Annotated in this window: 13 protein-coding genes; 3 read left to right on the forward strand and 10 right to left on the reverse strand. The window is 53.0% G+C overall.

Features of this window, described 5'->3' with window-relative positions:
- Positions 1–11: 11 nt before the first annotated feature.
- From RUESEDTHA_RS05330 to RUESEDTHA_RS05345, 4 genes are all read right to left on the reverse strand, one after another.
- Positions 12–1088 carry an AI-2E family transporter gene (locus RUESEDTHA_RS05330; protein WP_180885052.1) on the reverse strand — a complete coding sequence of 359 codons (1077 nt, stop codon included), beginning with the start codon at positions 1086–1088 and terminating at the stop codon, positions 12–14.
- Positions 1089–1312: 224 nt separating this feature from the next.
- On the reverse strand, positions 1313–2071 hold the full coding sequence (locus tag RUESEDTHA_RS05335; RefSeq protein WP_180885054.1) for a bifunctional 2-polyprenyl-6-hydroxyphenol methylase/3-demethylubiquinol 3-O-methyltransferase UbiG: 759 nt from the start codon (positions 2069–2071) through the stop codon (positions 1313–1315).
- 630 nt (positions 2072–2701) lie between these two features.
- Positions 2702–5845 (reverse strand): efflux RND transporter permease subunit, encoded by a 3144-nt coding sequence (locus tag RUESEDTHA_RS05340; RefSeq protein ID WP_180885056.1) that lies wholly within the window; start codon positions 5843–5845, stop codon positions 2702–2704.
- A gap of 12 nt (positions 5846–5857) precedes the next feature.
- The gene (locus tag RUESEDTHA_RS05345) at positions 5858–6832 is read right to left on the reverse strand and encodes an efflux RND transporter periplasmic adaptor subunit (RefSeq protein ID WP_180885058.1); all 975 of its coding nucleotides are present in this window, start codon (positions 6830–6832) and stop codon (positions 5858–5860) included.
- Between the two features lie 273 nt (positions 6833–7105).
- Here RUESEDTHA_RS05345 and RUESEDTHA_RS05350 point away from each other — a divergent pair, with 273 nt between their 5' ends.
- Complete coding sequence (locus tag RUESEDTHA_RS05350; RefSeq protein ID WP_180885060.1) at positions 7106–7735, forward strand: TetR/AcrR family transcriptional regulator; 630 nt, start codon at positions 7106–7108, stop codon at positions 7733–7735.
- A 521-nt stretch (positions 7736–8256) separates the two neighbouring features.
- On the forward strand, positions 8257–8745 hold the full coding sequence (locus tag RUESEDTHA_RS05355) for a CHAP domain-containing protein (protein WP_180885922.1): 489 nt from the start codon (positions 8257–8259) through the stop codon (positions 8743–8745).
- 973 nt (positions 8746–9718) lie between these two features.
- Here the strand turns inward: RUESEDTHA_RS05355 and RUESEDTHA_RS05360 are convergent.
- The 6 genes from RUESEDTHA_RS05360 to RUESEDTHA_RS05385 are packed head-to-tail and all read right to left on the reverse strand — an operon-like array spanning position 9719 to position 14918.
- Positions 9719–10657, reverse strand: a complete 939-nt coding sequence (locus RUESEDTHA_RS05360) for an HAD-IIA family hydrolase (RefSeq protein ID WP_170462145.1) — start codon at positions 10655–10657, stop codon at positions 9719–9721.
- A complete protein-coding gene (phnE, locus tag RUESEDTHA_RS05365; protein WP_180885062.1) occupies positions 10621–11436 on the reverse strand; it encodes a phosphonate ABC transporter, permease protein PhnE in 816 nt (271 codons plus the stop codon). The genes RUESEDTHA_RS05360 and phnE (RUESEDTHA_RS05365) overlap by 37 nt, the downstream gene beginning before the upstream one ends.
- Complete coding sequence (gene phnE / locus RUESEDTHA_RS05370) at positions 11436–12251, reverse strand: phosphonate ABC transporter, permease protein PhnE (protein WP_170789601.1); 816 nt, start codon at positions 12249–12251, stop codon at positions 11436–11438. The genes phnE (RUESEDTHA_RS05365) and phnE (RUESEDTHA_RS05370) overlap by 1 nt, the downstream gene beginning before the upstream one ends.
- On the reverse strand, positions 12248–13042 hold the full coding sequence (gene phnC / locus RUESEDTHA_RS05375) for a phosphonate ABC transporter ATP-binding protein (RefSeq protein ID WP_180885064.1): 795 nt from the start codon (positions 13040–13042) through the stop codon (positions 12248–12250). Before phnC ends, phnE (RUESEDTHA_RS05370) begins: the two co-directional genes overlap by 4 nt.
- Positions 13043–13102: 60 nt before the next feature.
- Positions 13103–14077, reverse strand: a complete 975-nt coding sequence (gene phnD / locus RUESEDTHA_RS05380; RefSeq protein ID WP_180885066.1) for a phosphate/phosphite/phosphonate ABC transporter substrate-binding protein — start codon at positions 14075–14077, stop codon at positions 13103–13105.
- Between the two features lie 58 nt (positions 14078–14135).
- Positions 14136–14918 (reverse strand): DeoR/GlpR family DNA-binding transcription regulator, encoded by a 783-nt coding sequence (locus RUESEDTHA_RS05385; RefSeq protein WP_255431627.1) that lies wholly within the window; start codon positions 14916–14918, stop codon positions 14136–14138.
- Between the two features lie 271 nt (positions 14919–15189).
- Between RUESEDTHA_RS05385 and RUESEDTHA_RS05390 the strand changes: the two genes are divergently transcribed.
- Positions 15190–15654 carry an NUDIX hydrolase gene (locus RUESEDTHA_RS05390; RefSeq protein ID WP_180885070.1) on the forward strand — a complete coding sequence of 155 codons (465 nt, stop codon included), beginning with the start codon at positions 15190–15192 and terminating at the stop codon, positions 15652–15654.
- Positions 15655–15705: the final 51 nt, after the last annotated feature.

The following is a 15705-nucleotide window of genomic DNA, read 5'->3' on the forward strand; positions in this document are numbered from 1 at the left end:
CGCGCCGCGGGTCAGGTATCTATTTTCCCATCACCAGACATTAATATCGCGATAGGTTTTGTGGCGGGGATGTTGGACATCACGATCATAATGCATACGGTTATCGGGACGCTCATCAAGGCCCCGGCGACGCCCCAGATTGCGGTCCAGAACGTTAGCGCCAGAATAACCATGAAGGGCGACAAATTCAGGCTTCGCCCCAAAAGCATGGGTTCAAGAATGTTTCCAACAGAAAACTGGACCGCGCCACACCCGCCCAACACGATCAAAAGCGGGATGACTTCTTCAAATTGAACCAGCGCCACCACTGTCGGCAGCGCCACGCCAATAATCGAACCCACTGTTGGAATGAAATTCAGTATGAAGGCAAGAACGGCCCATGTTTCCGCGAAATCCAACCCCACCGAAGCCATCACCAGATAGCTTCCAAACCCTGTAAGAGCACTGGCGAAGGTCTTGATGCCGACATACCGCTGAACGCTGTCGGATGTTCGATCCAGAATACGCCTTACCTTCTCGGCGGTTTCTTCATCTTTGACCGCCAGCTTGATCTTTGCACGCATCGGACTGCGCTCGATCAACATGAAGGGGACATAGAGTAAAACCAGAAAGAACGCGCTGAGGAAGGCACCGGCTGACCCGATCACACCCTGCGCGAACCCCGACAGGTTGATTTGCTTCAACGCCTTGAGCGCGGCCGCATAGTTGTCTTGACCCACCAACGAAACCACGCGCGCCAGAATACCGGTCAGCTTTTCTTCATATCGCGGAAAAGCTTGCGAGACTTCGCCCGCCTGACTGGACAGGATCGACAGCACAACGCCAACCCCCATTATCACCAGTGCAATGGCCGCAAGTTGCGCAATCCATTTGGGAATTGCCCGCCTTCCAAGCCTGACCCTGCCGATTTGATCCGACGTGGCCGTCAGCAGAACGAACAGAAGAACTGCAAAAGACAGCGGCACCAGAACCGAGGACGCAAGCACCAGCGACGCAACGAAGAAAAACAAAAACGCGACCAGGTGATACCAGAAAGCCAGTCCCCGAAAGTATGACGAGGGCGTGCCGGGTTGCTTGGTCTTATTCATAAACAGGCTCCGTCCACAGGTTGCCAGAACTTTAAGACATTACTTTCGGACGTATTTGGCCTTTTCACGAGACATCTGACAAGTGCCACTCAGTAGCCGGTAAGTTCGGCTGTTTGGCCCCTGCGGTGAACTGCGCTCCGAAAAGTGCCCAGGCGACCGCGACGGCCCGTTATTGAAATTCAGACTTTTGCTGACCAAAACTCGCATTCAGCCACCATGCGACGTCACCCTCTCTTTACGGCAGCGACCGAAAAGAAGGGGCGAAGGCGCGGGAACACGCGTTGCGTTAGACGCATCAAGCGTTTTCCGCGCATACCGCGATAGATGATTTCCTGTGTCTTGAGATCAAAATGCTCAAGAAATTCTATGACATCGCGTGTCGTGTATTCGCGAACATGACCCATGTGGCCCAATGTGCGCAGCTTGCTGAATTCCTCATAGGGATCGGGGCAAACAAACGCGCTTCGGTTCGACAGAACCAGATTTCGAATACCCGCCAAACTCTGCAGGTTTGGGGTCGAAAGGAACAATCGCCCGCCGGGTTTCAGCACGCGGGCCACTTCACTGATTGTGAAGATCGGATCAATACGCAGATGTTCAAAAACCTCGTTGAAAATCACAACATCCGCAACGCCATCGTCAAGTGGCACGGGACCCCTCTCGATATCGCATTTCAATATCTCAAGCGATCCAGTCGCTTCCGTGATCCGGTCGGGTTCAAGATCAAGCCCGATGACTTTAAATCCCGCCGACTGCGCGGCATGCGTCAATAGACAAGGCGCCGACCCGAATTCGACAACCATGGCGCCCTCAGCCGCATTTTCCCGAAGCATCCTCAGGTCGATTGCAAGCCGCTTTCTGTGGTTGCGGGTATATTGCGTGAACCAATCACTGAGCGCCTCTGACGGCCGCAACTTTTCATAGGCTGCATCTATCAGGGAAATATCTGCCTCGGTGAAAGCCGGCTCAATTGATCGCTTCATGTGCTGGTAAACCTCTTGCTGCGGCTATGACCGGATTTTCACATCACGGCCAGCCCGCACAGCCCCCCACTTCCAGAAATCTGATATTCCAACAGCGGGTTGATGGCCACCTGCATTATGACGCGCATATCAAGTATTGGCCGCCGCCGACGTTTGTTGCAGATCGAAACTCTGTCAGCGCTTTATGGGCTGCGCACTTACACTCATAAAAAAGGCGACGAGCCAGCTTCTATCTTGTCTACATTTTTTTGATTTTTGCGCCGGTTGATGGCGGAGACGAAGGCAGTATAACTAATCCGTTAAAGTATTATTAAATATTAGCAATGCGAAATCTTCTATTGAAAGTACCACCAAATATACCACACCGACTCTGATATCAGGCAGAGCTTAAACCGAGATTCAAGCAAAGCAGATGATCCACTTACTATCACAAAGAAGCCACTCATGAAGAGATCAACGTATGCCGCCGATGAGCTCAAAACGGCTATCGCCGCGATAGCCAAGTGCAGTAGATTCTAGAAAAATCAGATAGTGCACAGTCCACTTACGAGACGAAGCAGATTAGTAAGCTTGCTTTGTACAACGCCCGCTTCGACGCGCTGTGGCCCGCCTAAAGACACAATTCAATCCTCACTCCGCCACAAGTGCAACAATATCATTGCGGAGCTCAGAATGGTTTTGATGGGCCGAATTTCTATTGTTGAATGTTCCCCGATACACCAAAGCGAAAACGGGTGGAGTGAAGTAAAAAGATACAACGGTTGACAACAGAACGCCTCCGGCGATTGCCACGGCGAATGGTGGCCAAAACGCACCTCCGCCCAATATCAGAGGCAGGAAGCCGCCGAATGTTGTGACCGTAGTCGAGACAATGTGACGGCTGGAACCAGTAACAACGCGAGCCATGGCCGCCTGATCGCCCTGGCTGGCCTGCCGGTCTTGTTGTAACCCGGTCAAGATAATGATTGCAGCGTTGATCGAAACCCCGATTGAACCAATGACCCCAATTATCGCGTTTATTCCAAATGGGAATTGCATAACTGCCAGCGACAACATTGAGAGGCCTGCGGACAGAACGCAAACGACCAAGGTCACAAGTGTCAAGCGAAACGAGTTAAAGGTTAGCACGATGGTCGCGATGGAAAGAGTTACGATCAAACCCACGGACGCGAGCAGATTACCCACGGTATTGGATCGAGCATCACTGTCGCCGCCTAAAGTCATCTTGTAGCCTTGCGGCAGAACAAACTCCGACGCGTCAAGCGCTGTTAATACGTCCTGCAATGCTTCTTCAGGCAAAACACCGGGCACTATGAACGCCTGTATAGTGTTCTCGCGCGTGCCATCCGTTCGGGTTATGACGCTTTCGGCCGGTTCGATCACTGGCCGGGCTAGTTCTGACAACGGTACACCAGGAAAAACTCCGGTCGCAGAAATTTCAGCAGCGTTCGGCAAAAGGATCGGCATACTGACAATTGCGCTAAGATCTGATCGTACCTCGTCGCCTAAGCGAACGCGTACTGGCAGTTGTTCTGTCCCTTCGATCAGTGATCCGCCGGTAATGCCCACAAGGGCCGAGTCCATCTGGCCAGCTATATCCGCCACGTCCAGCCCCAGCAGACGGGCTTTGACCTCATCAATCTCGAACCGAATTTGTGGGTTGCCTCCGTTCACACTCGCACGCGCCTGGGTTACCAAATCGAGATTGGCCATGACCGAACGAACTTCGTCGCCCAGATCGCGCAAAACCGTGATGTCCTGCCCCTGAATTTTGACTTCAACCGGTGCGGCGACTGGGGGCCCCTGAACAAGATTGCGAACGATGATCTGAGCGTCAGGAAAGTCGACATCTAGACGGTTCTGCAACGCTCCAACAAGGCGGGCAGCGTCGTCGGCCGTGTCGGTCGTGATCATGGCTTGTGCAAACCCAGGCTCGCGTGAACGGTTACCAACGATATTGTAGTAGAATGCCGGGCCAGACTCACCCACAGTCCAGTAAACACTCTTGACGCCGTCATCGGCCAGTAGGATTTCATCAATCTGTCGCGCGGTTGCTTCGGTGGTGGCGATTGAAGTTCCACCCGGCATGTCGACCTCGATATAGAACTGGTTTCGGTCGACGCCCGGAAAGAACTGCGCAGTCAGGGTTGGAAAGGCCGCAAAGCCAAGCACGGGCAAGACCGATGCCAACGCGATAGATCGCACCGGATTAGCAACGGACAATCGAATTGACGCCTCAAACAAGCGGGCAAGCGGGGGGATACTGATACCACGGCTCAGCATTCCTGCGTCAGGTCGATCGGATAGTAACCAGCCGGCAACGGCCGGAGTCACTGTCAACGCCACAACAAAGGACCAGACAAGCATAAGCACAACGGCTATAGCGATAGCACCGACAAAGTCGCCAGCGGGCCCCGGAAGCAAGATCATCGGCGTGAAGGCAAGCGCCGTTGTCACAGTCGACGCCAGCAACGGTGTGGCCAACCGGCGAACAGCGTCTCGCACGGCCGCAAGCCGTTCCATCCCATCCTGCAGACGACGCCGAATTTCATCGGTCATTACGATCGCTGCGTCGACCAGCAGACCGAGTGCAACAATCAGACCCGTTACGGACATTTGATGAATTGGCAATCCAATCATGTTCATTGTTGCCAAAGTTGCCAATGAGACAACCGGCAACACCAAAGCTACAATCGCTGCTGCCCGCACCCCCAAGGTAATGAACAAAACAGCCACGACCAGAGCCACGCCAATTGCCATGTTGATCCCAACCTCTGACAAACGATCCGTCGTGTACTGGCTTTGATCAAACAGCAGTATTTCTTTCATCCCCAAAGGTACCGATGCGGCCCCGGCCTCAAGCTCATCCCGAAGAAAACCAGTCCAGCGGTCGATCTGTACGCCATCCTGCGCCAGAACCCCAACTAGAACGGACGGATTGCCGTTGGCAAACGCGATTGAAGACTGCGGTTCGCGCGCGCCACGGTCCACGCTGGCAATATCTCCGAGCTGCACAACGGCACCTTCCGCGTTTTCACGCAGGACGATGCTCCTAATACGGTCCAGAGTTTCGATTTCACCGCTGATGCCTATGGTCAGGTCGACATCGGACTGCAACTGCCCAGACTGAACCTTTCCATCTGCTTCGGCGATTCTCTGCGAAATTTCTGCGGCGCCAAGCCCAAGCGCAGCGGCCTTGTCCAAATCGACACTTACGAGCACCTCTTCTTCCGGCTGACCGAAATAGTCCACTGCCCGCGTAGCAGGTATCGCGCGTAATCTGTCACCCAACGCTTCGGCATGACGCGAAAGCAAGGTTATCGGAAAGTCAGGCTCTTCGGCCGCGACCGCAATAACAGCAGAATAGGCAGAAATACCCTCGGCATCGAATTCCGGCTGCCCCACTCCACTCGGAAAGTTTTGTCGAGCGTCCTCAACCGCATCCCGAGCCTCGGCCCAAACCTGCTCAATCGTGGCCTCGTCCAGCGTCTCTAGCAATTCCACCGAAACAACCGAAACGCCCGAGCGGGATACAGAGCTGATTTCGTCCACCTCGGCAATTTTCCGAAGCTCTTCTTCGATTTCTGCAGTAACCAACGCTTCGACCCGTTCAGGGTCTGCACCCGGGAACTGCGTCGTAACAGTTGCGAAGAGATTGGTAATCGTTGGGTCTTCCTGCCGCCCCAGTGATAGGAAAGAAGACAGACCTGCAGATACAAGCACCAAAATGATGAGGGCGACGAGCCGGGGATGGCGAAAGGTAAGGGTTTCCATCATATCGCTCCGTCACTCGTCAATGCTGAAGTCGACGCGCTGACCGACGGTAACGCGCTGCGGCCCTTGATCAATCAGGACGGTGCCTTCAGGAAAAACGCCTCGCACAAATACACGGTCATCTTCGGCGTGAAGCACTTCGACCGACGCCAGTCGCACAGTCTTCTGCGCGTCAGCAACCAGCAACGTCCATTGCCCGCGCGTCCCCTCTTTAAGTGAAGTCGTGGGCACCCAGGTTCCTGCGTTCTGGACGGGATCAAGTACATGCACCCGGGCAGTTTGTCCGAAAGCAACATCCGGTTTGTTCCTAAGATCGAAAAGCGCAGTTCGGGTTCGGGTTACCGGATCAATATCGGGTCGCAGAGTTGCAAGGTCAGCCCTATAGCTTTGATCTTCTATTTCGATTTCAACGTCGGATAGCAACGCAGGGTCAACGTCGAGCGGGACACCGATCCGAACCTGCGGCGACACGACCTCGACTATTCCCAAAACCAACTGGCCCGAACGCAAAGTCTCTCCGCCGTCCACGTGCCGAGCGGTTATTTGGCCGGCAAAAGGTGCCTCGATGCTGGATTTCGCGATCCGAACGGTGACGTCACGCAATCCCGCATCCAGTTCACCAATTCTGGAAAGTAATTCATCTTGCTGGGAAACTGCCTCATCGAGGCGAGCCTGACTGGTAAAGCCTTGCTCGATGAGTTTAGCGTTTCGCTCGACGGTTTTCTTTGCGAATGTAAGTTGGGCTGCAATGGCATCGCGTGATGCTGACAGTCTTTCGCGTTCGACCTCCAACAAAGCTACGTCTAGTGTTGCGAGAAGCTGGCCCTTAGCGACCTCGTCACCCTCATCCACCAGGATGTGGTCCAGCGTACCATTCAATTCGAAAGAGATATCCGCTGAACGCTGAGGTTCGACTTGTCCGATGAATACACGGTCGACCGTATAGGCGCTCTCCGACGTGATGATCGTTGCTGAAACCGGGGTCACTGCGGCCGCTTCCGGTGAAGGAACAGCATCTGCCCTACGATTAAGCTCTGAAGCGCCTAGGTAAACTGCAGCAGCTGCGACGACTATAAAACAGACAGTTACCCCGAGACGCACAATACCACGCAGTATTCGCGAAATTAGGTTCGTCTTTGTCGTTTCAATTGGTATTTTTGCAGGACTCGACATTTGGGGACCTCATCAAGTTAGCATCTCTAACATATGTTAGAAGTTCTCACTTTGACAAGGAATACGTGATCTGGCACATGTTGGATCATGAGCAGCACAGAAAAATATCACGCAAGAACCAGCCATTCAGTAAGCAAGAAAGCCTACCATCACGGTGATCTCCGCGCTGCGCTGATCGAGGCAACGAGGCAGTTGGTTGAAGAGAAAGGACCAGACAGGTTCTCCGTTTCTGAGGCCTGCAGACGGGCGGGTGTATCGACTGCGGCACCGTACAAACACTTTAAAGATAAGACAGAAATGCTGGTCGCGACAGTTCTGGAAGGGATGGACCGTCACCGAAGCAAAATGCTAGCAGCGCTTGACGGCATTCCTGAAGGATCTCCCGAGCGCATTACTGCAATCGGTATGGAGTATATTGCTTTCGCCTTAAGTGAGCCCGGGATATTCAGATTAAAATTTGGCGGCTTTACTGACCGCATCGCGGATCCCCGACTGGAAGAAGGCGGTCAGCAAAACTTTTCGATTCTGCTAACTGAGGTTGCAAAATGCCTTGGGGAACCGGGAATCACAGAAGAAGTCCGTCGTCGTGGTTTTTTGTTGTGGAGCTTCGTGCACGGGCTGTCTTTCATTCTGCACGATAGGAAACTTGCGGAAAAAGGCGAAGAGTTTGATCTGCACGCTATTCTTGAGGACGTTTCGGAAAGAATGCTGAATTAATCGTTCTTTACCTAAGAAACGTGACTGCCCGCTGATAGGATACAATCTAGAGAATTGTCATGCAGACTTCGACGCGACTGCCTAGGTTCACAAAAATAGGCATCCAAAACGCGCAGAGAATGTCCGTTTTACAGCCAAGGTACTTTTGCGCCAATGCTAAGTACTGAGATTTGCTGTTCAAACAAAAAACGCTAATGAAAAGCACGTTGGCGCAGCGGTGACTGATGAACTGCGCACAGAACGGTTTCTTCGGGCCCCTAGCTACCGACGCAGCACGGTCAACCGACGGCGACTACGCACGGAAAGCTGACTGCGCAAAGCCTCGCACTCGGCCCGCAGATCAGGAACGTAACCTGGCAAATTCCTGCCGGAGAATAAATTGGGCTCTTTTCACAGACCGAAAGATCGCCTTAAAACTCTAAAACCACTCATACCGGCAATCTAGTTTCTTGCAAAACAGCTACAGCAAAACGAATACCAAATGGCCGCGTCTACCCGGCACTGCCCGTACTGCGTTTGCGATGGGTTTTTTTGTTCTTGTATCTGCCTGTGCGCAGGGCTCAAACGACGCGGATCTCGATCCAGAACGTCAGACCATGGCGTTACTCGAGGTCTCACAAAAACAAGCTCGAGGACAAAGGGTGTGGTGCGTACCCTACGCACGTAACCTCAGTGGCATCGAAATTCGCGGAAACGCCAAAGACTGGTGGGGTAAAGCGCGCAAAAATTTTGAGCGAGGCAATGAACCGGTTGTCGGAGCGGTCATGTCATTTAGAGCAACCCGAGGGATGCCCCTTGGTCACGTGGCTGTCGTATCCGATGTTATCACCGACAGGGAAGTCATCGTGAACCACGCCAACTGGCATCGGAACAAAGTTTCATTGAAAATGGGCGTCAAGGATGTATCCAAAAATAATGATTGGACGTTGGTCCGGGTTGAAAGCTATCCGGGGAGATATGGCAGTTTTTACCCGGTGAACGGTTTCATTTATCCCAAAGTCGGCGGTTAGCCTTCATCAATTATACGTCGCATCTCGCGCGAATCCGACGGATGCGTCACAAGCGGCCGGCGGGCGCGAGCGGGTCAAGGACGGAAAAGACGGCTTACCCGTCTAGCATTGTTTTTGGTGTTGGCTGTATCAACATACCGTTAGACTACGATCATGCTAAGGTCAGCCGCCTTCAAAACCATCATGCTTGCGCTTGTCATCGCGCTCCTCATCATTGGAGTTTGGATCACGATTCAATGACAAGGCCTTCCCTGGAACTGGGCAGAGCTTCAAAACTTCCGTGAGAAAGAAATACCCATCCCTTTGGCGGCCGCTTTCCGGGATGAAGTCGGGTTTGTCTGCATAAACACACCCTACTCTGACCCTACACTGCTACCGAAAGATAGCTCTACGTCGCTAGTTGATCAGCTAGACATCTCTTGGGTGCCGGAGAACGCCATACGGTTCTCACTATTCAACCCAAAAATGAAACTTATTCATGAATACGACCAGCCTTTTGTTACCGACCACCTTGTTTTTTCCAATTCTGGATTGCGCGGCTTTTGCGGGCCGACTGGAGCGCTCGGGCTAAGAGTTCATGGTACACCCGAGCGGCTTTAAATCGAACTGTTGTACCCTGACTAACGGGCATCCGCCTTCGCGATTAGAAAAACAAACCTTGGTGCAAGATCGGCAAGCGGCAGCTTTGTCCGCAACTCGGACACTCAACGAATTATGTTCAATGTCTGCTCTGAGCCCACTTTGACCGATGCTGCTCTATGCCCCAATGACAGCAATGCGCAGAAAGCGGTCTTTGCAAAGTTCGGAGTGCGGCCCAATCCGGACGTGAGTTTAGAGTTACGTTGTTGCGGAGGGTTCTCCAAAGTTGCCGTTCACATGCGATGTTTCGTTCACATGGTGGGCATGTTCGCAACGCAGGTTCACCCGACATTCGAGTAAACAGAAAGACGTATCCAAGCGGAACGCCTTATTATCAAGGCCGGTTTACAACAAAACTCGGTACTATCCCTGCCTTTTTGATCGCTGCTTCAACATCATGCCCTGCGAAAAAACCGAATCCAGAGATGAGTGCGGAAGCTATGCCTGCATCTCGTGCGCCCAGTATGTCGGTGTGCAAGCTGTCGCCAACCATCAGAATCCGGGACTTGTCGATGTGCCCGAGACGTTGGAAAGCAAGATCATAGATATTGGCGAAAGGCTTTCCAAAGAACTGAGGAGCGACGCCTGTCCGGTCTGCTAGCCGGTGCGCGTAAAGACCGGGTTCCTTGGAAAAACCGTACTCGCGCGGAGCGACAATGTCAGGGTTGCCGACCAATACCGGGCGGGGACGCTCCAGCAAAGCGGCCTCCAGCATGGCTTGTCGCGTTTCCGTCCAAACAGCTGACCCAATCATCAAAAAACCGTCGACGGTTTTGTAGGGATTTGGGTCATCCTCCAGATAGGATAGTTTAAGTCCCTCCAGATCCCGAAGACCGGCACTTGGAGTTGCCATCAATCCCCAATGCAACTCACTTTGGCCGTTTAGTTCAGACAACAACGTGGCCCGACTGGTGATCACGTCCTGTGGCGCGAAGTTGTAACCAAGCCTATTGTATTTCTCGATAAGAGTTGTGTGGGGAAACCCTGCTGCATTCGATACGACCAGAACACGTTTGCCGGCGGCTGTCAGCGACCTGACCCGATCCGGTGTTTCTGGGATTGCCGTATCACCAATATTGAGAACTCCGAAGGCATCGAGGAGGAACACGTCAAACTCGTGAGCTATGTCCTCCAGCGTGTCCGCCTGACGATAGCTCACTTCAGTAGGTCTGGTTTGCGGAAGGCGATGTCTTACAGCCTCGTAGGCGTCAAAAGCCTCTTGCGCAGAGAAAGCGGTCAAATGATGGCCCCTCTTACTTTCGCTGAAACCCATTCGCTAATCATAACCGCGACCAGAATTACAATCAGGATCAGACTAACTTGCGGCCAAGCCAGAACGTTGAGCGAAGCCGACAATTGCAACCCGATACCCCCGGCTCCAACCAGCCCGAGTACCGTGGACTCGCGGATGTTGATATCCCAACGGAAGACGGCAATGCCCGCGAAAGCGGGTAGGATTTGCGGTACGATCCCATAGGCCATAACCTGCCAGCGTGAAGCACCGGTTGCCGTGATTGCTTCGACCTGCGTGTGATCAATTTCCTCAATCGCTTCGTAAAGAAGCTTTGCGCAAAACCCGATTGAACGAATGGCGATTGCTATGACACCGGCGAACACTCCGGGACCAATAATCGCAATCAAAAGTAGCGCCCAGATCAACGAGTTGATAGAGCGGGTCGAGACAATGACCAACAGGGCAATCGGTCGGATGAACAACGCCGATGGCGTGGTGTTGCGGGCCGCCAAAAAGGCAACTGGCACTGCCAGGAACAAGGCAATTATGGTTCCCAGGGTGGCAATGTTTAGCGTGTCCCAAATCGGGCGACCCAACTGGGTGATGTAACCCCATTTAGGAGGCGTTGCACGGGTCCAGATATCATTCGCGATGCGGGGCGCGTCCCAGACGAAAAACCAAGTCGTCGACTTTGAGATCAGCTGCCAGCAGTAAACAAAGATCGCCACACCCAACAACCAGCCGAACCAACGGACCAAGCTCTGACCCGTTGTCCGGCGACGCCAGATTTGCGCATCGTCGCGTTCAAGTATCGGCATTACTGAACCCTCGCTCGGATAATTCCCGAAAGGTATTCAAGTGCCATCACGATGCCGATGATGAGAATGAGAATGGCTGCCGCAGTGTCGTATTCATAGCGGTCGAATGCGGTGTTCAAAGTTGCACCAATTCCGCCAGCCCCCACGAGCCCGAGGATCGCGCTTTCTCGGAAGTTGATGTCGATCCGATACATGGAAAGGCCCACAAGTCGCGGCATAACCTGAGGCTGAACTCCGTAGTTGATCCATTGTGGCCAACGTGCTCCGGAGGCCTTAATAGCCTCGGCCTGAACTTTGTCCATAGCTTCGATATCTTCGGCCAGAAGTTTTGAGAGAAACCCGATGGTGGCGAAAGAAAGCGTCAGAAATCCGGCTAGCGGGCCAAAGCCAAAGATAGCCACAAGCAAAATGGCGACGATAATCTCTTGCAATGCCCGACTTATCGCGACAATGCCTCGGCAAATCATGTAGATTGGCAATGGTGCGATATTGCGTGCAGCCCCGAGCCCAATCGGGATCGAAATCAGGATGCCCACGACCGAGGCGGCCACGGTCATCACGATACTCTCCAGAAGGCCACTCCAAATATCTGACCACCGTGAAATGAAGTCTGGGCTGGTGAACGCAAGTACAAACGCCCACCCTCGGTCTAGCCCTTCATAGACACGGCCCCAATCAACTTCGATGGTCTTAAAGGCTGCGACCAGGTAGGCGAAAAAGCCAAGGAGCAATGCCCATCGGAGGAATGGGTTTTTAATAAAGGCAGGCTTACGCCAGCCTTTTCCCAGCATGTCGTCTAACTCGCGATGGCTCATTCTGCAGCCTCGACATCTTCATCTTCGTCCACTTTTTCGATGGTTGCTTCCCAGTCTTCTTCCCCATAGATCTCGGTCAGCTTCTCAGGGGTAAGGCCTGTGGGTAGCCCATCATACACAATTTCGCCAAAGCGGAGTCCCACGACGCGGGGCACAAACATCTGAGCGAGCGCCACATCGTGGATATTAATAATGGCAGCCAATCCACGTTCCTGACATAACTCGGTGATGAGACGCATTATCTGACGGCTGGTCTTTGGGTCCAGCGACGCTGTTGGTTCATCAACCAACAGCAGTTTTGGGTTCTGTATCAAAGCGCGGCAGATGCCGACCCTTTGGCGTTGACCACCCGATAGTTCATCCGCCCGTTTATCCGCCATGTGCAACAGCCCCACCCGATCAAGCAGGCGGAAGGCTTCGTCCACATCAGACTGCGGATACCTCCGTAGAAAGCTGCGCCAGAACCCCAAATAGCCCAGCCTGCCGGACAGTACATTTTCCATCACTGTCAGGCGTTCGACCAAGGCATATTCCTGAAAGATCATGCCCATTTCGCGGCGCGCCTTCCGCAATGCACCCGATCCGAGTTTGGTCAGGTCTACATCATCCAAAAGAACACCGCCGCTTGTAGGTTCAACCAATCGGTTAACACAGCGGATCATGGTCGATTTGCCCGCGCCCGAGGGCCCGATCAACGCAAGAACCTGTCCTTTTGGAACTTCAAGATCAATCGCCTTCAGCGCCTGATCTCCGGTCTTGTATGTTTTCGTCAGCTTTTGAAGACGCAGCATGAAATGCCCCAGATTAGGGAGAACAGCGGGCCCTTTCAGGCCCGCCTGATGAGCCAAAGGTTATTGGCAGGCGTAGGAGACGCCATTTGCTGCGTCAATTTTACGAATGACATCCCAGAATTCCTGATAGGTCATCTCAAGGAATTGGCCTTCGTTTGATTTCGAGAACTCAGCTTCAAGTGTCGTCCCCTCCCAATCGAAGCTGAAGAAGGCATTGCGGATCTTTTCCTGCAACTCGGGCGTCAGGTTGTAAACGGTGCCAAACCCAGTGGTTGGGAAAGTCTGCGACTTATAGATTGTAATGACATCATCCTCATTGATCACGTCACGGGAGATCATCCGCGATTTAACCGAATTCGCAATTGAGGCCGCTAAGTAGTCTTTGTTGGCAACACCTAGGATCGAGTTGTCGTGTTTGCCCGAATAGACAGGCTCAAAGTCGCGTTCGGGCAGAAGATCAAAGTCGCTTTTCAGGATCGCGGAAGGAGCCTTGAATCCCGAGTTCGATGTGGGCGATGTGAAAGCCAGTTGCTTTCCCTTGATGTCTTCAACCTTTTCGATGCCCGAACCCGGATAGGTGATGATTTCCATCTCGTAACCAAAATTACCGTCTTTTGAGGCCATGATCGTGAACGGACGGAACCCAGCGCAGTTTACGGCCAAAGGGTTGGAACCGGTGTTGAATCCCGCAATATGCAGGCGCCCTGAGCGCATCGCCTCGATCTGGGCTGCGTTATTCTGGACTGGAAAAAAGACAACGTCCTTGCCTGTTTCTGCTTTCAAATGGTCGAGAAAGTCTGACCACGCAGTTTTGTAAACGGCGGGATCTTCAACCGGCGTGTAGGCAAAGATCAAGGTGTCTGGATCTATTTGTTCGGAAGGATTTGTGGGGATATCCGCGATCAAATCCCCGTCGGCATCACAAAAACGCTCGTCCAAGTCACCGCGTGGACAATCTTGCGCCGACGCTATTCCACTCATCGACATGAGTGCGATTGCAGATGCCCCAAGCAATAGTTTGATATCGATCTTCATGTTTTCCTCCCAGTCATGTGCGGTGCTTTTTAGCCGCTGTTAATCAGTCATTTCATGTCTATCCGGCGACTAGAACGTCGACCTCGGCGCCCTCAATAGCGTTACGCAATTCTCCTGTTGGTCTTCTGTCTGTGACTATGGAATCCAGGTCGTTAAGGTCTCCTACTTGAGACAGGCCCTTCCGGCCGAATTTCCCGGAATCAACAAGAAGGTGCCGTTTCTCGGCGCGCGTCAGCATCACCCTCTTTACTGCCGCAAAGCCCCGCACTGTTTCTGAAGGACCATCCGTCGAGAACCCGGAGGAACCGATCATGCACCGGTCGACGTTGAAACGGGACAGAAATTCCAGCGTCTCGGTTCCGATAGTCGCAGACTCAGTGGCCAAATATTCCCCTGGGCATAACAGGACTTGTGCAGCCCCATGGCCAAGGGTCATAGCTACGGGAATGGAATTGGTGATTACCGTGCAAGGGGTCCCAATATAAGCCAGTGCACGTGCCATCTCGATGGTGGTCGAGCCGGAATCGATCATGACCGTTTCACCGCTCTGGATCAGTTCAGCCGCTCTGACACCTATCCGTTCGCGCTCGTCAACCTGAGCGTTTTTCCGTTCATCCAAACCCGGATAGTGCCCTTGCGCTGGGGCCGATGCCCCCCCGTGTGCGCGCGCGATCAGACCGTCATTCGACAAAGCATCGAAATCTCTACGTACCGTCTCGTTGGAGACGTTGAACCGCTGGGCCAGTTCGGTGATGCGAACGTGCGGGCGCAGCTTCAGCTCCAACAATATCTGTTGGCGCCGGTCGGATTTCTTTACCCGGCTCTGGTTCTTTTTAGACATTTTGCCGCGCGTTTTTGTTTTGGACATCCGACGACCTGACTAGGCTTCGAAGTCTACTTTTGTGGGCTTTCGGTCATAATGCAATATTTTTTGTTGCATAACCCTCAGAAGGCTGTGAGAATTCGAGCGAACACAAGTACTTCGAAGCGCAAAGCAAAGATGCACAGGCTGATCAAAATCAGAATGCGAGCCAAGGCAAAGCGTTAACCGGCCAACTTGCCATTAAGACAGCTTCCATTTGGGTTTTGATCGTGTGGCATTGAAGGGCAGCATGAGCGACAGCGAAACGGCAGATCAGATTGCGGCGCTTCCGATGCGCTGGGACAAGACTGGCAAGTTGCGCGTTCTTATGGTCACGTCGCGGGATACCGGCCGGTGGGTTATCCCAAAAGGATGGCTAATGGACGGCAAAAAACCATGGCATGCCGCAGAAATAGAAGCGCAGGAAGAAGCGGGCGCGGTTGGTGCCATCTCGAAACGGCCGATCGGCCAATTTTTCTACGATAAGCGTTTTGAAGGCAGAAGCAGCGTTCGCTGCCGCGTCACCTTATATCCGTTGGTCGTTGAAAAGCTGAAGCGACGCTGGAAAGAAGAGGGTGAGCGCACGCGTCACTGGTTTTCACCGGCAAAAGCCGCAAAGCTGGTCGAAGAAAAAGACCTGTCACAGTTGCTGAAAAATCTAACAGACAATCATGAAGTCAAATCGGTTGTGAAGAAGCTTCGAAAGGCTGCTTGAGGAAGAGCATAAGAGAACCGGGACGCCCGGACGCATTAAGCTCAAAGGGAG

It is taken from the genome of Ruegeria sp. THAF57, from assembly GCF_903914075.1.
In the GTDB taxonomy this organism is placed as follows: Bacteria; Pseudomonadota; Alphaproteobacteria; order Rhodobacterales; family Rhodobacteraceae; genus Ruegeria.